The following is a 19,889-nucleotide window of genomic DNA, read 5'->3' on the forward strand; positions in this document are numbered from 1 at the left end:
GGGCGTACCCGGCGGGGGCTGTTCCGTACGTCACGGAGAACTACGAGCGGGCCAGCGTGTCCGCCTGCTCACGTGGCGTCTTGTCCAGGTCGAGACCCTTGGGGGAGCGGCTCGGCGCCGGGTACGCGAGGTGGGCGAGGCGGGACTGCTCCTGGCGCAGGTGCATGAACGACTCGAGGATGTAGCCCACCAGCAGCACGAGTACCGCGATGGTCATGATCGCCGCGGCGAGGATGGCCGTGGGGAAGCGCGGCACCTCGCCCGTGTTGATGTAGTCCACGATGACCGGCGTGCCGAGGCCCAGGGAGACCAGGGCGAGCAGACCGGCGAGCACGCTGTGGAAGAGCGAGGGACGCTGACGGCGGGCCAGGCCGAGGATCATCTTGAGGATGCGCCAGCCGTCCCGGTAGGTGCGCAGCTTGCTCTCGCTGCCGGCCGGGCGGTCCTTGAAGTCGACGGGCAGTTCCGCCGTGGGGAGCCGCAGGTTCAGCGCGTGGACCGTCATCTCGGTCTCGGTCTCGAACTCGTGCGACAGGGCCGGGAACGACTTGATGTAGCGGCGCGAGAAGACGCGGTAACCGCTCAGCATGTCGGTGACGTCGTTGCCGAAGAGCGTACGGACGGCGCCCGTCAGCATCTTGTTGCCGACCGCGTGACCCGGACGGTACGCACCCTCGACCGTCTCGCGACGGGCGCCGACGACGTGGTCGTAGGGGCCCTCGAAGAGCAGGTCGACCAGATCGCCGGCGCGCGACGCGTCGTAGGTGTCGTCGCCGTCGATGATGAGCAGCGCGTCCGCGTCGACGTCGGCGAAGGCGCGACGGATGACGTTGCCCTTGCCCTTGCGCTTCTCGTGCCGGACGATCGCGCCGGCCTCGAGGGCGACTTCCACCGTGCGGTCGGTCGAGGCGTTGTCGTAGACGTATATCTCGGCCTCGGGCAGCGCTGCCCGGAGATCACGGACCACCTTGCCGATGGCCGCCTCCTCGTTGTAGCAGGGGACGACGCAGGCGATCGTGGGTCTCATCTGTTGATCCTTTAGACTTGTGGAATCCCCACGAGGCGTTGGGGGGCATCCAGAGACCACGAGTGGTCATGGGTGGAGTCACGTGAGAATACCCTGCGGCTAGTCTCTTTTTCATGTCCGATCAACTGTCCCTCCGCCTCCGCCTGCGTGACGTCATCCGCGGTCTGTGGCGGGAAGTCGCCAAGTTCGGGGTCGTCGGGGCCGTCGCCTTCGTCGTGGACGCCGGCGGCTTCAACCTGCTCGTCTTCGGCCTTCCCGGGGTGGGCGACGGGCCCATGGCGTCCATGCCGGTCCTCGCATCGGTGGTCGCCACGGCCGCGGCGATGGTGGTCGGCTGGATAGGCAACCGCCACTGGACCTACCGCGACCAGCGTTCGGAGACGTCGTCGCGCGAGGTCGTCGTCTTCGTCCTCGTGAACCTCGCCGGCATCGTGATCACGGCCGCCCCGGTCTATCTGTCGCGGGCGCTGGGATTCGACTCGGCGCTGACCGACAACATCACCCGGCTCTTCGGCTGGGCCGTGGCCACACTGGTCCGGTTCGTCGTCTACCGGCGCTATGTGTTCCAGGCGGCGTAAGCCTCGAAGGGCCTGGTGGAGCCGGGTCGCGGCGCCTCTTCTGTGTTCACCCGATGGGTGTTCGGTGCGTGCGGCGTGTTGACGTTGTGCTGTTAGGCTCCGGCCTCATGACACCTGAGCGACCCGTGCGACCGATCTCACGGATGTGGTCAAATCTGTCGGATCGTCCGCTCTGGCCCTGGGGTCTCGCCGCCATCGCCGCGTTCTGCGGCTGGGGCACGGCCATGCTGTTCTCCCCCGGCTACCTGAGTCTCGACAGTGTCGACCAGCTCCAGCAGGCGCTGGGCAAGGCACCCGTGACGGACTGGCACCCGCCCGTGATGGCCCTGCTGTGGCGGGCGCTCATCGACGTGACCGGCAGCCCCGGCGCCATGGCCGCCCTCCAGTCCGCCGTCCTGTGGGCGGCGCTGTGGGTCATCGCCTGGCGGGTCTGGGCGCGCACCGGCAGTCGTGTCGGCTCCCTCGCGATCCTCGCCATCGGACTGGCCCCGCACATCATCACCTTCACCGGTGTGGTGTGGAAGGACGTCCAGATGGCGTTCGCCCTCCTCGCCGCCTGCGCGATCGCCTTCGTCGCCCGTGATCTGCCGGCCGAACGCACCGTCACGCGCTGGGTGCTGCTGGCCCTCGGTGCGATCCTCATCGCCTACGCGATCCTGGCCCGCAAGAACGCCCTGCTGGCCGGTATCCCGGTCTTCTACCTGCTCGTACGCTCCCTGTGGCCCACGCCCGGCCGGCGCAAGTGGCTGATCTCGGCCGGAGCCCTCATCGCCGCCGCCGCCGTGTCGAGCGGAGTCGTCTCGGCCGTCGCGAAGCCGCTGGAGACCCGCCAGTTCTCGCAGATCCTGCTCGACGACCTGGTGCACGTCCTGACCGTCGAGGAGGTGCGGGCGGCGGCCGGAAAGGCGGCGACGACGCCGGACTTCCAGGAGGCGATGGTCACCACGACCAAGCGGTGCACGCCCGAGAAGAACCTGTCCGACGCCTACTGGCGCTGCTACCCGCGTGACACGTCCCTGGGTCTGACCGAGCTGGGCCGGCACGCGGACGAGCTGACCGACATGTGGATCAGCGAGATCCCGGGCCATCTGCCCGAGTACGCCGAGTACCGCCTCCAGGTCTTCTCGAAGGTGCTGTTCCAGGGCCGGTACACGTACCAGGACGGAACCATCGCGAACGCGCCCGGGATCGGTGAGCCGGACGAGCGGCGCACGAAGATCCTCAAGTACTACGTCCTCGGCATGGGCAAGGACCTCCCGATGCTCTTCGCGGGCTGGTTCTGGCTGGTCGTCGCCCTCACGCTGACCTTCCGGCCGGGCCGCGGGCAGTACGCGATGCCGGTCCGTGTCCTCGGGATCAGCTCGGCGGTGTACATCGCCGGCTACCTGCCGACGGTGCCCGCCGGTGACTTCCGGTACTTCTACTGGCCCGCGCTCGCCGGCACGCTCGCCCTGCTGCTGGTCTGGCTGGGGCGGAAGGCGGCGAAGGGCTCCGGCCCGAAGGACGCCGCCGCGGCCGCGGAGGCGGCTCCCGCCCCCGTGCGCGAGCGGGACGGCGGCGGTGCGGCTCCGGCCGAGCTGTCAGGGGCCGACGTCCGGTCGTAATCTGAAGGTATGTACGCGCGGCGGCGCCACACCTACTTCTGGATGATGGGCATCTGTGTGGTGCTCTTCGTCGGGGCGTGGGCCGTCGTGCGGCTTTTCTCGATGCCGGTCGCCATCGGGATGTGCGTGGTCGCCATGATCATCCCGCCGATCGCCGCGATGGTCGCGAATCGGCGGGGTCCCGAGGACCGCTGGTGGGACGACCCGTCCGGGGACCCGCAGTCCGACGAGTGGTGGGACGAGCTCGACGGCAAGAAGCGCCACGACGACCGGTGAGCGCGTGGCGCCTGCCAGGCCGTGATTCCGGGGCCCCGACTCAGTAGACGAGCGCCTGCGTGCCGTCCGTCATGGCCTCCTGGACGAAGACCTGCGCGCCGGCGATCCGTACGCCCTCCAGGACGTCCTTCTCCGTGATCTCGCGGCGAGCCGCGCACTGCGTGCAGAGCGTGATCCGCCCGGCCGCCAGGATCGAGTCGATCAGGTCCGGCAGCGGCGCGGCGTGCGGCAGCTCGAACTCGGCCGCGCGCCCCGGGAGCGCGAACCACGACGACTCGCCCGTCAGCCAGAGCGAGACCTCGACACCGCTCGCCACGGCCACCGCGGCCACGGTGAAGGCCTGCGAGCAGCGTTCGGGGGCGTCGGCCCCGGCGGTCACCTTGATCACGAGCTTCTTCGCCATATACCGAACTGTAATGCGGACCACTGCAACCCCATGCACCAGTCGCGGGTCAGCTGGGTGCGCGGGTTACGGAATCTGCGCTTCAGGTCTCGTGGGGGGACCCCCTTTTGGAAGCCACAGAATCAACGGAAAACGCCGGAACAGCCCCGGAGCCGGCACAGACGCCGGCCCCGGTCGCGCCTCCGGCCCCGGTCGCGCCTCCGGCCCCGGCACCGACGCCGGCCCCGGTCGCGTCCCCGGCCGAGGCGCCGGTCGCGTCCCCGGCCGAGGCGCCGGTCGCGCCCCCGGCCCTGGACGCGCCGTCGGACTCGGACCCCGAGTCGCCTCGTCCTCGCCGGGTCGGCCGGACCATCGCGCTCATCGCCGTCGCCGCCGTCCTCGGCATCGTCGGCGGTACGGCGGTGGGGTACGGCATCCAGGCCGAGCGGGAGCCGACGCCGCTGCCCGCGCTCAACCAGCCGGACCTCGCCTACCCGAAGCCGCTCCCGAAGGGCCAGAGGCCGGCTCCGCTCACGGCCGCCGAGGACCGCAGCGTCAAGACGGGCGGCGATCTGCGCAAGCTGCTGCTGCCCAGGCCGGCGGGTTCGAAGAAGACGGACTTCCACGACGAGGACGGCTGGATGACGCCGGCCGAGTTCGCGTCGGGGTTCGAGGAGCCCGGCTACGCGCTGGGCTACCAGCTGGACATCAGGGTCCGGCGCATCGCGACCACGTCGTGGCGGACGGGCGAGCACAGGACCACCGAGATCCGGCTCATCCAGTACCGCTCCACCGATGTCCTCGGCGCGCAGGACTATGTCGAGGACCAGATGGGCTACATGCCCGAAGAGGAGTACGCCGAGTACGGGGGCGATCCGATCAAGGGCTCGGCCAACGGCCACTACTACGTGTTCCCGGTGGAGAAGGAGCCCGGCTACCTGGACTACTACCAGGCCCGGGCCTATCTGTACCGCGGTGACATCGCGGTCGAGATCTTCATCTTCGACACCAAGAAGATCTCGCAGAAGGAGATCGCCTCGGTGGCCGAGCGACAGTTGGGGCGCCTGTGAGCGAGGAACAGAACACCGTGATCGACCCGGACGACGTGTTCGCCGCGACCGTTCCCGCCGACGAGCCGAAGGAGCCGGGCAAGCCCGGTCGGGCGCGCAGGCTGCTGACGATCGTGCTGCCCGCCGTGCTCGTCCTCGGAGCGGTCGGTGGTGGCGTCGCGTACACGAGCGTCACCGTCCGCGACGCGGACCGCGCCGCGCCGACGGTCGTGTGGGAGCAACCGGACCTGTCGAAGGTGCCGAAGGACCCGGCGCTCGACGTCGCCCGCGGCAAGGCGTCGACGCCGCTCAGCAAGCTGCTGCTGCCGGTCCCGTCCGCGTACGAACTCGGCCCCGACATCGAGGGGTACGGCAACGACGGCGAGCTGAGCGGGAAGGAGGCCGCCGCGCTCCTGAAGGAGGACGGCAAGGGGCTCTCCGGCAAGAAGCGCCGCGACTACGAGAAGGACATCGACCGCCTGGGCGTGCAGGGGATCGCCTTCCGCTCCTACGCCTGGCCGGAGCAGGGCACCGTGGTCACCGTGCACATCACGCGGATGAAGGACAAGAAGGCGATCCGCGGGATGTACGAGCTCCGGAAGGGGCTGTCGGCCGACCTCCTGAAGTTCCCGAAGGGGCCGAAGATCGGCGGGCACAAGAACTCCGCCTGCTTCATGTATCCGCAGGAGAAGGGACTGGACAAGGAGGAGCAGGCCGAGCAGCTGGACGGGATGGTCTGCACGGCGTACGACTCCGAGGTCCTCGTCACGGTCACCGCCGCGGGTCCCAAGCCGTTCGACAAGTCCGCGGTGGCGGAGCTGGTGCGGAAGCAGCTCGACCACCTCAAGTCCCCGGGGGAGTACGTATGACCGAGCAGACGGAGACGGAGACGAAGCCGGAGACGGACGTGAAGTCCGAGCCGGACGCGTCCGCGGTCGAGCCCGAGGCGCAGGTCGAACCCGCGGCCGAGCCCGAGGCGCCCGCCGCCGCGGATACCCCGGTCGAGCCCGAGGCGTCCGTCGCCCCGGAGGCCCCCGTCGAGCCCGCGGTCGAGCCCGAGGTGTCCGTCGCCCCGGAGGCCCCGTCGGTACCGCCCGTTCCGGTCGCTGGGCCCGAGGTCCAGCCGGTCGGGCAGGTCCAGCAGGACCAGCAGGACCAGCAGGACCAGCAGGACCAGCAGGACCAGCCGGTCCCGCGTGTCCGTAAGCCCTCGCGTCGCGTTCTGTGGGCCGTCGCCCGTTGGACCGCCGCCGTGCTCGTGTGCGGTGGGCTCGGGACCGGGACCGCGTTCGCGATCGCCTCCATGGAGCGCCATGAGGTGCCGGGGCTCGAGACCGAGAACGACGGCCGCTGGGAGTACCCGAAGCTCAGCCTTCCGGCCCTCCCGGCCGACGCCCCGCGCCCCTACAGCGACGGCAACCCGGGCGAGATCCACCACGCCGACCTGCGCAAACTGCTCCTCCCGGCCCCGGTCGGCGCCACGCCCGACCCGAAGCTCAACGGCGGCTGGGCCACCGTGGACCAGTACCTGTCCCAGTACCGGCAGGACGACCGCGCCGAGCTGAAGGACGCGCTGAAGGAGTCCGCGCTGCGGCACATCGCGGCCCGAGGCTGGACCACGCCCGACGGCACGACGACCCGGGTGCACCTGCTCCGGTTCAACTCGGTCGCCTTCGCCGAGGCGTTCAAGGACGACGCCGTACGGGCCGGCTCGGTCGACGGCCCGCTGCTCGACGGGGCCGAGGGCGTCACGATGGACAGCGAGGTCGCGAGCGACGTACGGGTGTCGTACACCGCCCTCTACACCTTCGTCGAGCTGCCGCAGAACGCCGATCAGACCCGTTGGGCCTACATCCAGGCGGGCGACACCCTCGCGTTGGTCACGCAGACCCGCAAGGGGGAGACGCTGAAGGTCCCGTTCCAGCAGACCGTCACCCTCCAGAACCAGCTCCTGGGCTGATCGCGCTAGACCCACCTCACAGAGAGGGCCGGGCCCCCGCAGACTAAGCTGGGGTCCGGCCCGTTCTGCCTTCACCGCTCATTCGAGGAGCACCTGTGATCATCTTCTTCGAAGTCCTCCTGGCCCTGGTCTGTGTCGCCGTGCTCGCGTTCACCGGTCTGGCCGTGAAGAAGCTGTACCAGGGCCAGCGGTAATCACCTCTACAGATCGACAGAGCTGCTCATGATCGAGATCCCGTCCGACCTCAACCCGGACCTCGTCCCGCTCGCGTTCCTGCTCGGAACGTGGGAAGGCGCGGGCGTGGCCGACTTCCCCGGCGCCGAGAAGTGCAACTTCGGCCAGTCCGTGACGTTCAGCCACGACGGCCGTGACTTCCTCGAGTACCACTCGCACTCCTGGGTCCTGGACAACGACGGCAACCAGGTCCGCCCGCTGGAGAGCGAGAGCGGCTACTGGCGGATCGACAAGGACCGCAAGGTCGAGACCGTCATGGTCCGCGACCAGGGCATCGTGGAGATCTGGTACGGCGAGCTCGCCGACAAGAAGCCGCAGATCGACCTGGTGACGGACGCCGTGGCCCGCACCGCGGCCTCCGGCCCGTACAGTGGCGGCAAGCGGCTCTACGGCTACGTCAAGGGCGACCTGATGTGGGTGGGCGAGAAGGCCACCCCCGAGGTGCCGCTCCGCCCGTACATGTCGGCGCACCTGAAGAAGGTCGTCACGCCGGAAGAGGTCGCCGAGATGGCACGCAACCTCCCCGACATGCCGGACGACGGCATCGCGTTCTTCAAGTGAGGTACTTTCCTGGCCTCGGCCGGGAGGTGCCTGAGGTCCACACTGTCGGGCCCTGCTACCGATGATTCTGGCCAGTGCCCCCGCCTGAAGGCGGGGGCACTGGCCATCTCAAGACCTGCACCATTGTCTCGGGCTCGATTTCCTCATCGAGGACTTACGACGGGCCGGGGAGTAGTGGTGATCACTCCACGTCGGAACCGACGACGGAAATCCGCATGGATGTGCGAATTATGGCCAGTATGCGAGGGATCCTGTCATTTGGGCCGGGTGTCCGACGTGACCGTATAGCTTCGACGTTGTCGGTGATCGGGGTGTCGGCTGTTTCCTCATCGACATGGGTGAGCGGGCGGGACTTCGGGAGGGGTGTTGAAGCGTCAGCGTGGTCACAAGGCCAGACTCTCTCTCACTCCCGCCTAGGCAGTGGCGGCTGAGGAGCAGGGCCATGCGGCCCGCGCTTTGTGGAATCTTGTTCATGACTGGTGGACGATGCTTCCCCGGGAACGCCGGACCCTTGCCGCCGCTGACGAGGCGATCCGACAGGGTCGCAAGGATCTTCCCTGGCTCGGCGTCCTGCCCGCGCAGGCGGCGCAGGCCGTGCTGAAGACGTACTTCCAGGCATGGAAGAACTGCTGGAGCGGCCGCGCCCAGGCCCCGAATTTCAAGGGCCGCTTCCGCTCCCGCATGGCCATCGACATCCCGCAGGGCCGTGACCTCCGAATCGTCAGGACGAACCGGCGGTGGGGGTGCATGTGGGTGCCCAAGATCGGGCACGTTCGCTTCCGATGGACCAAGGATCTCCCGGTGGGCAAGCATGCCGATGGCGACAACCGGGTCACCGGGGCCCGGCTGGTGAAGGAGGCCGACGGCTGGCACGTCGTCTTTCGCGTCCAGAGCGAAGCACCCGAACCTGAGCCGCATGCCGGGCCGACGGTGGGCATCGACCGGGGCGTCATCCGCCCCCTCGCTCTGTCCGACGGCACGTTCCGTGACCACGGTCCCTGGCTCACCAAGGGTGAAGTCGAACGACTGCGCCGGCTGGAGAAGACCAAGCACCGCAGCCGCCGCGCCGGTAACCCCGGTGAGAAGAGGTCGCGTCGCCTCACCCGTACGTACGACCAGATCGCCAGGCTCCGCGCGACAGCCAAGCGCCGAGTGGTCGACTGGCAGCACAAGACCACCACCGACATCGCCGAGACGTTCTCGCGCGTCGGTGTGGAGGACCTGGCCATCACCAGCATGGTCAAGTCCGCCAGAGGAACTGCGGAAGCCCCCGGGCGGAATGTCCGACAGAAGGCCGCGCTGAACCGGGCGATCACCGAGGAAGCTTGGGGTAGGACCGTGACTATGCTGGAGTACAAGACCGCCGACCGTGGCGGCCTCGTGGTCAGGGTCCCGGCCGCGAACACCTCCCGACGCTGCTCCGCCTGCGGCGTCATCACCCCGGGAAACCGGGAGAACCAGGCCCGCTTCGTCTGCAAGAACCCTGACTGCGGGTTCGAGGCCAACGCGGACACCAACGCGGGGTGCAACATCGATCACGCCGCCGGGCAGGCGGTGTCAGGACGTGGAGACCTCGGGGGCACCCGGTCTGTGAAGCGTCAACCACCGACCAGGCCGCACGCGGCCTGAGAAGGATCCCGCCCCCGTTCAGGGGCGGAGGATGCCAAACTGGGGGGCGTGGTGAGCACCGACTGGAAAAGCGACCTGCGACAGCGCGGCTATCGGCTGACGCCCCAGCGCCAGCTTGTCCTGGAGGCCGTGGACACGCTGGAGCACGCGACCCCCGACGACATCCTCGGTGAGGTCCGCAGGACCGCGTCCGGTGTGAACATCTCCACCGTGTACCGGACCCTTGAGCTCCTGGAGGAGCTCGGGCTCGTCTCCCACGCCCATCTCGGGCACGGGGCGCCGACCTACCACCTCGCCGATCGCCACCACCATCTGCACCTGGTCTGCCGGGACTGTACGAACGTCATCGAGGCGGACGTCGACGTGGCGGCGGAGTTCACCGGGAAGCTGCGCGAGACCTTCGGCTTCGAGACGGACATGAAGCATTTCGCGATCTTCGGCCGGTGTCAGGACTGCGCCGAGAAGGACGCCTCCGCCGAGTCGTAGGCTTTTCCCCATGAAGAGCCCTCTGCTGTCCCTGCCCGGCGCCGTCCCCGCCGAAGGCCGTGACGAAGGCGTCGCCGCCCACTACGGCGATCTGTTCCGTGAGCAGCGCGCCCTCGCCGCGGGCGACGGCTTCGTCGATCTCTCGCACCGCGGTGTCGTCACGGTCACCGGTGACGACCGCCTGAGCTGGCTCCACCTGCTGCTCACCCAGCACGTCAGCGAGCTGCCGGCGGGCCGGGCCACCGAGGCGCTGATCCTCTCCGCCAACGGCCACATCGAGCACGCCCTCTACCTCGTCGACGACGGCGAGACAGTCTGGGCGCATGTCGAGCCCGGCACCCAGGACGAGCTCATCGCCTATCTGGAGTCGATGAAGTTCTTCTACCGCGTCGAGGTCGCCGACCGTACGGACGAGTTCGCCGTCGTCCACCTGCCGGCCGGCTTCATCGCCGAGGTGCCGGACGGCGCGGTCGTACAGGAGACCGCGCACGGCCGCGATCTGTTCCTGCCCCGCGCCGACCTGGAGTCCTTCGCGGCCTCCCACGGCCCGGCCGCCGGCATCCTCGCGTACGAGGCGTTGCGGATCGAGGCGCACCGGCCGCGGCTCGGCTTCGAGACCGACCACCGGACCATTCCGCACGAGCTGGGCTGGATCGGCAGCGCGGTGCATCTGCAGAAGGGCTGCTACCGCGGGCAGGAGACCGTCGCCCGTGTCCACAACCTGGGGAAGCCGCCGCGTCGGCTGGTCTTCCTGCACCTGGACGGCAGCGAGGTCCATCTGCCGGGCCACGGCACCCCGATCCGCCTCGCGGCGGACGGCGGCGAGGGCCGGCAGCTCGGCTTCATCACCACCTCCGCCCGCCACCACGAGCTGGGGCCGATCGCGCTGGCGATGGTGAAGCGGAACGTGCCGGTGGACGCGGAGCTGATGGCGGGCGACACGGCCGCCGCGCAGGAGACCGTCGTCGAGCCGTAGCCCCTACACCTCCACGAGCACCGTGAACGGGCCGTGATTCGTGAGCGAGACGCGCATCGCCGCTCCGAACCGGCCCGTTTCGACGTGCGCGCCCAGCGCGCGCAGCTGCGCCACCACCTCGTCGACGAGGGGCTCGGCGACGGGCCCGGGGGCAGCGGCGTTCCAGGTGGGCCGGCGGCCCTTGCGGGCGTCCCCGTAGAGGGTGAACTGAGAAATCACCAACAAGGGCGCATTCACGTCCGAACAGGATTTCTCTCCCTCCAGCATCCGGACGGACCACAGCTTTCTGGCGAGCTGGGCCGCCTTCTCCGGGGTGTCCTCATGGGTGACTCCCACCAGCACACACAGTCCTTCGCCGACGATCTCGCCGACGGTCTCCCCTGCGACGACGACGCTCGCGCCGTCGACCCTCTGTACCACTGCTCGCATACGGACCAACCTACAGACCGACGCATCTGGGGCTGAACGGGTGCAGAGCGCCTGCACACACACGTGCGGGAGTGGCACCATGCGTGTCAGGCGGTGCGGCTCCGCACCGGTCGAGGGGACGATTCACATGAGTGCACCTGGCGCCGGGCAGACGCCTTCCGGTCCCGTACAGCTGACCCGGGTCGGCGCGGCCGTACGACCACCCGTGCAGCGGAGAGCCGAGCCCGCCCTGCCGGAACGGCCGACACCCGATCTCACCGCCCTACGGCTGCCGGAGCTGCGCACCCTGCGGCGTGACGCCCAGGGGGACGAGGCCGACCTCAGTTATGTGCGGCGGATGCTGCAGGGTCGGATCGACATCCTGCGGGCCGAACTGGCCCGGCGCACGGATCCGGAGGCGCCGATCCTGGACCGGCTCTCGGAGATCCTGGCGGACGCGCCGTCGCGGCTGCGGACCTCGGCGCGGCATGTGACGCTGTCGACGCCCCGCAGCGAGGAGTACCGGCGGCTCGCGACGGAGATGCTCTCGGAGGTCGAGCTGTCGGACCTCGGCGCACGGACGGACGACGAGCTGCACACGGCGATGGGACGGCTCGCGGGGTACGAGCAGCAGGTCTCGCGGCAGCGGCAGCAGCTGCAGCGGACGGCCGACGACTGCAGCGCGGAGATCGCCCGCCGCTACCGCGAGGGCGAGGCGCAGGTGGACGACCTGCTCATCTGAGGCGGTTGCGGTCGGTCGGTGGTTGCGGTCGGTCGGTGGTTGCGGTGCGGGCGGGCCCGCCGCGAACCCCGGGTGTGTGCGGCGGTCGCCGGGAACTCCCGGGTGTGTGCGGCGGTCGCAGGGAATCCCGAGTGAGGGCGTGCGGTGGCGTCGCCGGGAACTCCGGGTGCGGGCGTCCGATGGTGATCGTCGGGAACCCTGGGCGGCGGGTGCGGTGGCGGTCGTCGGGGAACCCCAAGGCGTGCCCGCGGTGTCCGCCGGAAAACCCGGGTGCGGGTGACGGTGGGACCGGCATAGCCTCGGAGGATGACCCTTGAGGTGCGTCCTGTCGTCGAGTCCGAGTACCCCGACTGGCTCCGGGCCGTCAACACCGGATTTCTCCGGCCGCCGATGGTGACGGACGAGGAGGTCGCCGACCGGCTGCCGCACTCCGATCTCTCCCGGGTCCTCGGCGTCTTCGACGGCGGCCGTGTGGTCGCCACCTTCCGTTCGTTCACGCAGGAGTTGAGCGCCGTCGGCGGCGGCGCGCTCGTCGCCGACGCCGTCAGCGGTGTCACCGTCTCCGCGACGCATCGCCGGCAGGGGCTGCTCAGCCGGATGATGGCGGACGATCTCGCCGCCGCGAAGGAGCGGGGCGACGCCGTCGCCACACTCATCGCCGCCGAGTACCCGATCTACGGGCGGTACGGCTTCGGTCCGGCGACCTGGACGGCCGAGTGGACCGTGGACGTCCGCCGCGCCGGTCTCGACCCGCGCCGCACCGGGCGGCCCGAGGACGGTGGACGGATCGAGTTCGCCGACGGCGAGGAGATCCGCAAGATCGGCCCCGGGCTGCACCGCCGGCTCGCCGGCGTCCGGGCCGGAATGGTCGAGCGCGACAGCCGCCGCTGGGACGTCGAGACGGGTCTCGCCTTCCACAACTCCCCGTGGACCGAGCCGTTCTACGTCGTCTTCCGTGACGAGGACGGTGAGCCCCAGGGCTTCGCCGCCTACACCTGCGACGACACCTGGGGCGATGCCAAGCAGCCCCTCAACACGGCCAAGGTCAAGGACCTGATCGCCGTCACCCCGGCGGCCGAGCGGGCGCTGTGGCGCTATCTCTGCTCGATCGACTGGGTCACCACGGTCAAGTCCGGCAACCGCGCCCCCGACGACCTCCTCCCGCTGCTGCTGCCCGACCCGCGGGCCGCCCACATCACCACGCAGGCCGACATGCTCTGGGTCCGGGTGCTGGATGTGGCGAAGGTCCTGGAGGGCCGTACGTACGGAGCGTCCGGCAGTCTGGTCCTCGAGCTGCGGGACGCGGCCGGTCTGGCGGGCGGCCGCTACCGTCTGGACGCCTCCCCGGAGGGCGCCGCATGTGCGCCGTCCACCGCCTCGGCCGATCTCGCCCTCGACATCGCCGAGTTGGGCACGCTCTCGCTCGGTGACGAGTCGGTGGTACGGCTCGCCGCTCTCGGCCGGGTCGAGGAGGTCGCGCCGGGGGCGGCCGACCGCGCGGACGCCTTGTTGCGGACCTCCCGCCGGCCCTGGTGCCCGGACATCTTCTGACCGTCGGTCTCCGGCCGGGCGGTGGTCATGCCGTCCGGCGGCGGAAGAGCGCTCCGGACGCGGCGACCGCGAAGGCGAGCAGGGCGGCGCACCAACCGAGCGCGATCCACGGGGTGTTGCCGACCGGCTGGTCGAGGAGGAGTCCGCGCAGCGACTCGATGACCGGGGTCACCGGCTGGTGTTCGGCGAAGCCGTGCAGCCAGCCGGGCATGGTCTCGATCGGGACGAACGCGCTGCTCGGATAGGGCAGGAACATCATGAAGAAGGTGACTCCGCCCGCCGCCTCGGGGGTGCGGGTGAGCAGCCCGACGGCCGCGGACAGCCAGGAGATCGCCGTGATGAAGGCGACGAGCAGGCCGATCGCGGCGAGCCAGCCGAGTGGTGTGGCCGAGGGGCGGAAGCCGATGACGAAGGCGGCGCCGAGGACGAGCGCGGTGGCGATGAGGTTGCGGGCCACGCTGGCGCCGACATGGCCGGCGAGGATCGGAGTACCGCCGATGTCGAGCGAGCGGAACCGATCGATGATGCCGCCCTTCATGTCCTCGCTGACGGCCACGGCGGTGCCGGCGGAACCGAAGCCGGAGCAGAGGATGAGGACGCCGGGCACGACGTACGTCACGTACTGGGTTCCGGTGTCGATGGCTCCGCCGAAGAAGTAGACGAAGATCAGCATCAGCATGATCGGCAGCATCATCGAGGTGATGACGGCGTCGACGTTGCGGCGGCTGATGCGGATGCCCCGGCCGGTCAGGGTGCCGGTCACCGTGAGGACGTCAGACATGGGCGGGCTCCTTGTCGGTCAGGGCGAGGAAGACGTCGTCGAGGGTCGCGGTGTGGAGCGAGAAGCGGACGATGTCCGTGCGGTCCGGGTCGAGCGCGTCGAGGAGGGCCCGTACCTGGGCGGCGCTGCCGTCGGTCGGCAGGCCCAGGGTGAGGGTGTCGGGGGAGTGGTGGCTCGGGGCGGGCGCGTCGGGGGAGTGGCGGCTCGCCAGGTCCGCGAGCCGGAGGTAGGTGTCGTGGTCGCGCAGGACGAGGTCGAGGCGGTGGCCGGCGACGCGTGACTTGAGTGCGTCGGCGCTGCCCTCGGCGACGATCCGGCCGGAGTCCATGACGGCGATGCGGTCGGCGAGCCGGTCGGCCTCCTCCAGGTACTGGGTGGTGAGGAAGACGGTGGTCCCGCTGTAGGAGAGCTCCCGGACCACCTGCCAGAGCTCCTTGCGGCTGCGTGGGTCGAGGCCGGTGGTCGGTTCGTCGAGGAAGATCACCGCGGTGTCCTCGGAGTCGCGGACGAGCCCGGCCGCGAGGTCGAGGCGGCGCCGCATGCCTCCCGAGTACGTCCGGGCGAGGCGCCCGCCGGCGGCGGTGAGGCCGAAGCGCTCCAGGAGCTCGGCGGCGCGCCGGTCGGCGGCCGCGCGGGAGAGGCCCGAGAGGCGGGCCATCATGCGCAGGTTCTCGGCACCGGTCTGTGTCTCGTCGACAGCGGCGAACTGGCCGGTGAGGCTGATGGCGCGGCGGACCCGGGAGCGTCCGGTGACGATGTCGTGCCCCGCCACGCGCGCGTGCCCGGCGTCGGGTGCGGTGAGGGTGGCGAGGATGCGCACGGTGGTGGTCTTCCCGGCGCCGTTGGGGCCGAGCAGGGCGAAGACGGTGCCCTGTTCGACGTCGAGGTCGAGGGAGTCGAGGACCGTGAGGTCTCCGTAGGCCTTGCGCAGGCCGGTGGCTTCGATGGCGGATGGCATGACGGTTCCCCCTGGGATCGGTGGGGCGCAGGCCCCGATCAGTACTGCGTATGCCCTACGCGTTACTGTGTAAGGGTTACGCATTACTAGGATGGTCGTCAAGCGGATGAAGGGCGGCTGTGGTGGCGGACGACAAGGCTGAGGGCGGCGGGGGCTTCCTGCCCGCGAGCATCGAGGCCGCCTGGGGGCTGCGTGAGCGCCCCTCCAAGGGCCCCAAGCCCGGGCTCACCCTCGACCGGATCGTGACGACGGCCACCGGCATCGCCGCGGCGGAAGGGCTCGACGCGGTCTCCATGGGGCGGATCGCCAAGGAGCTCGGCGTCTCGACCATGTCCCTCTACCGGTACGTCGGCGCCAAGAGCGAGCTGTACGTCCTGATGCAGGACGTGGCCACGGGTGCCCCGCCCGCGCCCCTTCCGGCAGGCACCGGATGGCGTGAGGGGATCGAGCGCTGGTCCTGGGCGATCCGCGAGGTCTACCACCGCAACCTCTGGATGCTCCGCGTCCCGCTCTCCGGCCCGCCCGCCACGCCGAACACGGTCGCCTGGTGGGAACGGGCGATGGAGGCCCTGGAGGACACCGGCCTCGACGAGGGCGCCAAGATCTCGGTGATCATGCTGGTCGGCGGATTCGTGCGCAACGAGGCGCTGATGATGGCCGACCTCGCCGCCGTCATCAGCGCGAGCGGGCAGGGTCCCGAGGAGGTGCTCGCCCGTTACGGCCACACCCTGCGGCGCCTCGCCGATCCGGCCCGCTATCCGGCGGTGGCGCGGATGCTCGACTCGGGCGTGATGGACGAGCCGGACGAGCCGGACTACGAGTTCCGCTTCGGTCTGGAGCGGATCCTCGACGGGGTCGCGCTGCTGGTGGAGCGGGAGGGCGGGAAGTGACCGGGCTTCGGGAGCGGAAGAAGGAGCGGACCCGGCAGGCCATCTCGGAGGCCGCCATCACCCTCTTCCTGGAGAAGGGGTTCGACGCCGTCTCGGTCGCCGAGGTGGCGGCCACGGCCGAGGTCTCCAAGCCGACGCTCTTCCGGTACTTCCCGAGCAAGGAGGACCTCGCGCTCTACCGGTTCGCGGACCACGAGGACGAGGCGGCCCGGGTGGTCACCGGGCGTGGAGAGGGGGTCGCGCCGCTCGACGCCCTGCGGGCGCACGTCCTCGCCGGTCTGGATCGGCACGAGCCGGTGACCGGGCTCTGCGACCACCCGGCCGTCCTCGCCTTCCAGCGCCTGCTGTACGGCACTCCGGCGCTGGTCGCGCGGCTCCACGCGTACCAGAGCCGGTCGGAGGCGGCCCTCGCGGAAGCGCTCGACGGCGGTGGGCCCGGCCTGGAGGCGCGGCTCGCGGCCGGTCAGATCGTGGCCGTCCTGCGGATCCTGGCGGAGGACAACGTGCGCCGGATCGCGGCGGGGGAGAGCGCGGACGCCGTGCATCCGGATGCGGTGGCGGCTGCCGAAGGGGCCTTCCGCGCGCTGCGGGACGGTCTCGCGTACGGGTGACCCAGCATCTGTGACTCGATAAGAAATTTAACTCGGTAACGTTATTCGCCTAGGCTGGGCGCATGACGTCTCTCGACCATGAACTCCTCCAGGAGCGGACCCACCACGACGCCTGCCACGCAGCCCTGGCCCGGATGGCCGAGGACGTGGCCGAACAGGTCGTCATCGGCGAGAACGCCGCCGCCTCCGGCGCCGACGCCGAGGCGCTCGGCTACCACCTGCGCACCCAGGCCAAGGAGTTCGGCGAGCAGCCGCCCGGCCCCCTCTTCTTCGGCCGCCTCGACCGCGAGGACGGCCAGACCCACCACATCGGCCGCCGCCGGATCGCCGAGCACCCGGCCGCCCCGCCGCTCGTCGTCGACTGGCGCGCCCCCGTCTCCCGCGCCTACTACCAGGCCGGCTCCCGCGACCCACAGGGCCTGGTCCGGAGGCGCCGGTTCGGCTGGGCCCCGTACAGCCTGGGCGACTCGGCCGATCTGACCGGCCTGGAGGACGAGTACCTCACCGCCGGCGAGGATCCGGGACTCAGCCCCCTGGTGTCCGGGGAGATCGAGCGGCCCCGCGTCGGTCCGATGCGGGACATCGCCGCCACCATCCAGCCCGAACAGGACGATCTCGTACGGTCCGAGCCCACCGCCTCCGTGTGCGTGCAGGGCGCGCCCGGCACCGGCAAGACCGCCGTCGGCCTGCACCGGGCCGCGTACCTCCTCTACACCCACCCGCAGCGCGTCCGCCGCTCCGGCCTCCTCGTCCTCGGCCCCAACCGCACGTTCCTCTCCTACATCTCCGAGGTGCTGCCCGCCCTCGGCGAGACCGGGATCCGGCAGTCGACCGTCGACGAGGAGATCGCCCTCCACGAAGTGCGCGCGACGGACGGCGGGACGGCGGCGCGGGTCAAGCACGACCTGCGCATGGCCGGGGTACTGCGCCGGGCCCTGTACGCGCGCGTGGCCGTCCCCGAGGGGGAGCTGACCCTCGCCGACGGCCCGCTCCGGCTGCGTATCGGGCCGGAGAGGCTCGCGGCGATCGTCACGGCGGTACGGGAGGAGGCCCCGCCCTACGCCACCGGCCGCGAACGCGTCCGCGCCCGGGTCGTGCGCGTCCTCCAGCTCGCGGCGGAACGGCGCGCCGGGCCCCTGGGCAATGCCTGGGTGAGGAGGATCGAACGGGCGCGGCCGGTCTCGGCGTTCGTGGACGCCTGCTGGCCGAGGACGACACCCCAGGAGGTGCTCACCGAGGTCCTGACCGATCCGCGCGACGAGGCGCTGTCCGAGCCCGAACGGGACGCGATCCGCTGGACGAAACCGCCCCGCTCCCCACGCTCGGCGAAGTGGAGCGCCGCCGACCTCGTCCTGCTCGACGAAGTGGCCGGGCTGATCGCCCGCCCCGAGGGCTACGGCCATGTCGTCGTCGACGAGGCCCAGGACCTGTCCCCCATGCAGTGCCGGGCGGTCGCCCGCCGCGCCGTCTTCGGTTCGCTGACCGTGCTCGGCGACCTGGCTCAGGGGACCACCCCGTGGGCGGCGCGCGACTGGCGCGAGCAACTGGCCCATCTGGGCAAGCCGGAGGCCGAGATCGTGCCGCTGACCACCGGCTACCGGGTCCCGGCCGCGATCGTCGAGCTCGCCAACCGGCTGCTGCCGGAGCTGGGGACGGACGTGCCGGCCGGGCGGTCGCTGCGCGCGGACGGGGAGGTGACGGTCGCCCGGGTCGCGGACGTGGCCGCGGGCGTCGCCGGCGCGGTCCGCGCGGCACTGGCGAAGGAGGGCTCGGTGGGCGTGATCGCGGCGGAGGACCAGGTCGGGCCGCTGGCGCGGGCGTTGGAGGGGGTGCTGGAGGGGGCCGGGGGCCCGCGGCTGACCGTGCTGCCGGCGACGACGGCGAAGGGGCTCGAGTACGACCACGTCGTCGTCGCCGAGCCCGCCGCGATCGTCGCGGCCGAGGAGCGGGGCCTGCACCGGCTCTACGTCGTGCTCACCCGGGCCGTCTCCCGGCTGGACATCGTCCACAGCGAGCCGCTGCCCGCCTGCCTGGCGGGGGCTCAGGCCCTCTGAGGCGCGGTGACCGCGGGCGGTCGCGTCTCCTGAAGGGCCGTCATCGGGACGATCGGTCGCTCCGGAGGCCCGTCATCGGGTCATTGGGCCGGTGAGGCGTTCTGGGAGTGCCGTCATCGGCCCGATCGGGCGCTACGGAGCACGGTCACTGGGCCGATCGGGCACTACGGAGCACGGTCAGACGCTTTGGAGCACCGTCACCGACCCGGTCGGTCGCTCCGGAGTGCTGCCAGGAGATCGCGTACCGCGGGCAGAGCCAGGGAGGACTCCCGTACCGCCGCGTGGATCGAGCGGACCGGTTCCGGGCCGCGCACCCGGCGGACGACCACCTGCGGATGGCGGCTGCCGAGGCCCAGCAGGGGCACCAGGCTGATGCCGAGACCGGCCGCGACGAAGCCCTGCGCGGTGGCGTACTCCTCGCACTCCACCGCGATGTCCGGGGTGAACCCGGCCGCCGCGCACGCCGCCAGGACGGCGTCGAGGCACGGGCCCGGCCGCTCGCTGCCGACCCAGGGCTCGTCGGCGAGCTCCGCCAGGTCGACGGTCCGGCGGTCGGCGAGCGGATGGCCCTTGGGCAGCACGACGCGGTAGGGGTCGTCGAGCAGATGGACGAGCCCGACCCCCTCGCCGGCCGTACCCCGGGGCCGTACGACGAGGGTGAGGTCCGCCTGCTCCTCCTCTCCCGTCGCGGACTCGCCCACCAGCCGCAGGTCGACCCGCACGCCCGGGTGTTCGTCCCGGAACCGGGCCAGGGCGGGGGCGACGAGATCGGCGCCCGCCGTGGCGAAGTAGCGCACCACGATCTGCCCCGTGCGGCCCGCCCGCAGATCGGCGAGGGCCGTCTCCGCCTCCGCGACCTGCCGGCCGATCACGGCCGCGTGCTCGGTGAGCAGCCGCCCCGCCGCCGTCGGGCGGACGCCCCGGCCGAAGCGTTCGAGCAGGGCGATGCCTGCCTCCTTCTCCAGGACCGCGATCTGCTGGCTCACGGCGGAGGGGGTGTAGCCGAGGTTCGCCGCGGCGGCGGTGACGGAACCGCTGGACACCACCGCCCGCAGCACCTGCATACGTCTCACATCCAGCATGTAGCACAGCTTAACGCTGGATGCATGATTCTTCGCTTGTCCTGTCGAGT

The 19,889-nt window shown here is 70.9% G+C and carries 21 protein-coding genes; 15 read left to right on the forward strand and 6 right to left on the reverse strand.

All coding sequences use genetic code 11. The annotated features are described in order from the left end of the window. Nucleotides 1-40: 40 nt before the first annotated feature. Nucleotides 41-1,027, reverse strand: a complete 987-nt coding sequence (locus tag ACFC0D_RS10085) for a glycosyltransferase (protein WP_376433120.1) — start codon at nt 1,025-1,027, stop codon at nt 41-43. A gap of 113 nt (nt 1,028-1,140) precedes the next feature. Here ACFC0D_RS10085 and ACFC0D_RS10090 point away from each other — a divergent pair, with 113 nt between their 5' ends. The 3 genes from ACFC0D_RS10090 to ACFC0D_RS10100 all read left to right on the forward strand — a co-directional run bounded on the left by ACFC0D_RS10090 (nt 1,141) and on the right by ACFC0D_RS10100 (nt 3,485). Continuing rightward, complete coding sequence (locus ACFC0D_RS10090) at nt 1,141-1,605, forward strand: GtrA family protein (RefSeq protein ID WP_376433122.1); 465 nt, start codon at nt 1,141-1,143, stop codon at nt 1,603-1,605. A 143-nt stretch (nt 1,606-1,748) separates the two neighbouring features. After that, entirely contained in the window at nt 1,749-3,209 is a 1,461-nt protein-coding gene (locus ACFC0D_RS10095; protein ID WP_376433124.1) for a hypothetical protein, read from the forward strand. Between the two features lie 9 nt (nt 3,210-3,218). After that, complete coding sequence (locus tag ACFC0D_RS10100; RefSeq protein WP_376433126.1) at nt 3,219-3,485, forward strand: DUF3099 domain-containing protein; 267 nt, start codon at nt 3,219-3,221, stop codon at nt 3,483-3,485. Between the two features lie 40 nt (nt 3,486-3,525). Here the strand turns inward: ACFC0D_RS10100 and ACFC0D_RS10105 are convergent, their stop codons facing one another. Continuing rightward, nucleotides 3,526-3,888: a DsrE family protein gene (locus ACFC0D_RS10105; RefSeq protein WP_137994334.1), complete on the reverse strand. Its 363-nt coding sequence runs from the start codon at nt 3,886-3,888 to the stop codon at nt 3,526-3,528. A 107-nt stretch (nt 3,889-3,995) separates the two neighbouring features. On the opposite strand from ACFC0D_RS10105, the gene ACFC0D_RS10110 reads away from it, so the two are divergent. The 7 genes from ACFC0D_RS10110 (at nt 3,996) to ACFC0D_RS10140 (ending at nt 10,762) form a co-directional block, all read left to right on the forward strand. After that, a complete protein-coding gene (locus ACFC0D_RS10110; RefSeq protein ID WP_376433128.1) occupies nt 3,996-4,937 on the forward strand; it encodes a hypothetical protein in 942 nt (313 codons plus the stop codon). Then, nucleotides 4,934-5,785 (forward strand): hypothetical protein, encoded by an 852-nt coding sequence (locus ACFC0D_RS10115; RefSeq protein WP_376433130.1) that lies wholly within the window; start codon nt 4,934-4,936, stop codon nt 5,783-5,785. The genes ACFC0D_RS10110 and ACFC0D_RS10115 overlap by 4 nt, the downstream gene beginning before the upstream one ends. Then, nucleotides 5,782-6,876 carry a hypothetical protein gene (locus ACFC0D_RS10120; protein WP_376433132.1) on the forward strand — a complete coding sequence of 365 codons (1,095 nt, stop codon included), beginning with the start codon at nt 5,782-5,784 and terminating at the stop codon, nt 6,874-6,876. The genes ACFC0D_RS10115 and ACFC0D_RS10120 overlap by 4 nt, the downstream gene beginning before the upstream one ends. Nucleotides 6,877-7,098: 222 nt before the next feature. Further along, a complete protein-coding gene (locus ACFC0D_RS10125) occupies nt 7,099-7,671 on the forward strand; it encodes an FABP family protein (protein ID WP_329117972.1) in 573 nt (190 codons plus the stop codon). 420 nt (nt 7,672-8,091) lie between these two features. After that, nucleotides 8,092-9,300, forward strand: coding sequence for an RNA-guided endonuclease InsQ/TnpB family protein (locus ACFC0D_RS10130; RefSeq protein ID WP_376433134.1), 1,209 nt, complete (start codon nt 8,092-8,094; stop codon nt 9,298-9,300). Nucleotides 9,301-9,348: 48 nt separating this feature from the next. Further along, entirely contained in the window at nt 9,349-9,786 is a 438-nt protein-coding gene (locus ACFC0D_RS10135; protein WP_376433136.1) for a Fur family transcriptional regulator, read from the forward strand. Nucleotides 9,787-9,796: 10 nt separating this feature from the next. Beyond that, on the forward strand, nt 9,797-10,762 hold the full coding sequence (locus tag ACFC0D_RS10140) for a YgfZ/GcvT domain-containing protein (protein ID WP_376433138.1): 966 nt from the start codon (nt 9,797-9,799) through the stop codon (nt 10,760-10,762). 3 nt (nt 10,763-10,765) lie between these two features. Here the strand turns inward: ACFC0D_RS10140 and dtd are convergent, their stop codons facing one another. Then, nucleotides 10,766-11,191 carry a D-aminoacyl-tRNA deacylase gene (dtd, locus tag ACFC0D_RS10145; RefSeq protein ID WP_376433140.1) on the reverse strand — a complete coding sequence of 142 codons (426 nt, stop codon included), beginning with the start codon at nt 11,189-11,191 and terminating at the stop codon, nt 10,766-10,768. Between the two features lie 127 nt (nt 11,192-11,318). Between dtd and ACFC0D_RS10150 the strand changes: the two genes are divergently transcribed. Together ACFC0D_RS10150 and ACFC0D_RS10155 are read left to right on the forward strand one after the other, a co-directional pair. Further along, complete coding sequence (locus ACFC0D_RS10150) at nt 11,319-11,912, forward strand: ABC transporter substrate-binding protein (RefSeq protein ID WP_376433142.1); 594 nt, start codon at nt 11,319-11,321, stop codon at nt 11,910-11,912. 306 nt (nt 11,913-12,218) lie between these two features. Beyond that, a complete protein-coding gene (locus ACFC0D_RS10155) occupies nt 12,219-13,463 on the forward strand; it encodes a GNAT family N-acetyltransferase (protein ID WP_376433144.1) in 1,245 nt (414 codons plus the stop codon). A 25-nt stretch (nt 13,464-13,488) separates the two neighbouring features. Here the strand turns inward: ACFC0D_RS10155 and ACFC0D_RS10160 are convergent, their stop codons facing one another. Next, nucleotides 13,489-14,244 carry an ABC transporter permease gene (locus tag ACFC0D_RS10160; RefSeq protein WP_376433146.1) on the reverse strand — a complete coding sequence of 252 codons (756 nt, stop codon included), beginning with the start codon at nt 14,242-14,244 and terminating at the stop codon, nt 13,489-13,491. Further along, entirely contained in the window at nt 14,237-15,202 is a 966-nt protein-coding gene (locus ACFC0D_RS10165; RefSeq protein WP_376433148.1) for an ATP-binding cassette domain-containing protein, read from the reverse strand. The genes ACFC0D_RS10160 and ACFC0D_RS10165 overlap by 8 nt, the downstream gene beginning before the upstream one ends. Before the next feature lie 122 nt (nt 15,203-15,324). Here ACFC0D_RS10165 and ACFC0D_RS10170 point away from each other — a divergent pair, with 122 nt between their 5' ends. The 3 genes from ACFC0D_RS10170 (at nt 15,325) to ACFC0D_RS10180 (ending at nt 18,757) form a co-directional block, all read left to right on the forward strand. Continuing rightward, the gene (locus tag ACFC0D_RS10170; RefSeq protein ID WP_376433150.1) at nt 15,325-16,092 is read left to right on the forward strand and encodes a TetR/AcrR family transcriptional regulator; all 768 of its coding nucleotides are present in this window, start codon (nt 15,325-15,327) and stop codon (nt 16,090-16,092) included. Next, entirely contained in the window at nt 16,089-16,703 is a 615-nt protein-coding gene (locus tag ACFC0D_RS10175) for a TetR/AcrR family transcriptional regulator (protein WP_376433152.1), read from the forward strand. Before ACFC0D_RS10170 ends, ACFC0D_RS10175 begins: the two co-directional genes overlap by 4 nt. 62 nt (nt 16,704-16,765) lie before the next feature. Continuing rightward, complete coding sequence (locus ACFC0D_RS10180) at nt 16,766-18,757, forward strand: HelD family protein (RefSeq protein WP_376433154.1); 1,992 nt, start codon at nt 16,766-16,768, stop codon at nt 18,755-18,757. A 197-nt stretch (nt 18,758-18,954) separates the two neighbouring features. Here the strand turns inward: ACFC0D_RS10180 and ACFC0D_RS10185 are convergent, their stop codons facing one another. Continuing rightward, the gene (locus ACFC0D_RS10185; RefSeq protein WP_376433156.1) at nt 18,955-19,839 is read right to left on the reverse strand and encodes a LysR family transcriptional regulator; all 885 of its coding nucleotides are present in this window, start codon (nt 19,837-19,839) and stop codon (nt 18,955-18,957) included. Between the last annotated feature and the right edge of the window lie 50 nt (nt 19,840-19,889).

Source organism: Streptomyces sp. NPDC056222, from assembly GCF_042264065.1.
Taxonomy (GTDB): Bacteria; Actinomycetota; Actinomycetes; order Streptomycetales; family Streptomycetaceae; genus Streptomyces.

Coding starts and splice junctions, on each gene's coding strand:
- ACFC0D_RS10085 (WP_376433120.1), bottom strand. CDS start 1,027: ATGAGACCCACGATCGCCTGCGTCGTCCCCTGCTACAACGAGGAGGCG.
- ACFC0D_RS10090 (WP_376433122.1), top strand. CDS start 1,141: ATGTCCGATCAACTGTCCCTCCGCCTCCGCCTGCGTGACGTCATCCGC.
- ACFC0D_RS10095 (WP_376433124.1), top strand. CDS start 1,749: ATGTGGTCAAATCTGTCGGATCGTCCGCTCTGGCCCTGGGGTCTCGCC.
- ACFC0D_RS10100 (WP_376433126.1), top strand. CDS start 3,219: ATGTACGCGCGGCGGCGCCACACCTACTTCTGGATGATGGGCATCTGT.
- ACFC0D_RS10105 (WP_137994334.1), bottom strand. CDS start 3,888: ATGGCGAAGAAGCTCGTGATCAAGGTGACCGCCGGGGCCGACGCCCCC.
- ACFC0D_RS10120 (WP_376433132.1), top strand. CDS start 5,782: ATGACCGAGCAGACGGAGACGGAGACGAAGCCGGAGACGGACGTGAAG.
- ACFC0D_RS10125 (WP_329117972.1), top strand. CDS start 7,099: ATGATCGAGATCCCGTCCGACCTCAACCCGGACCTCGTCCCGCTCGCG.
- ACFC0D_RS10140 (WP_376433138.1), top strand. CDS start 9,797: ATGAAGAGCCCTCTGCTGTCCCTGCCCGGCGCCGTCCCCGCCGAAGGC.
- dtd (WP_376433140.1), bottom strand. CDS start 11,191: ATGCGAGCAGTGGTACAGAGGGTCGACGGCGCGAGCGTCGTCGTCGCA.
- ACFC0D_RS10150 (WP_376433142.1), top strand. CDS start 11,319: ATGAGTGCACCTGGCGCCGGGCAGACGCCTTCCGGTCCCGTACAGCTG.
- ACFC0D_RS10155 (WP_376433144.1), top strand. CDS start 12,219: ATGACCCTTGAGGTGCGTCCTGTCGTCGAGTCCGAGTACCCCGACTGG.
- ACFC0D_RS10160 (WP_376433146.1), bottom strand. CDS start 14,244: ATGTCTGACGTCCTCACGGTGACCGGCACCCTGACCGGCCGGGGCATC.
- ACFC0D_RS10165 (WP_376433148.1), bottom strand. CDS start 15,202: ATGCCATCCGCCATCGAAGCCACCGGCCTGCGCAAGGCCTACGGAGAC.
- ACFC0D_RS10180 (WP_376433154.1), top strand. CDS start 16,766: ATGACGTCTCTCGACCATGAACTCCTCCAGGAGCGGACCCACCACGAC.
- ACFC0D_RS10185 (WP_376433156.1), bottom strand. CDS start 19,839: ATGCTGGATGTGAGACGTATGCAGGTGCTGCGGGCGGTGGTGTCCAGC.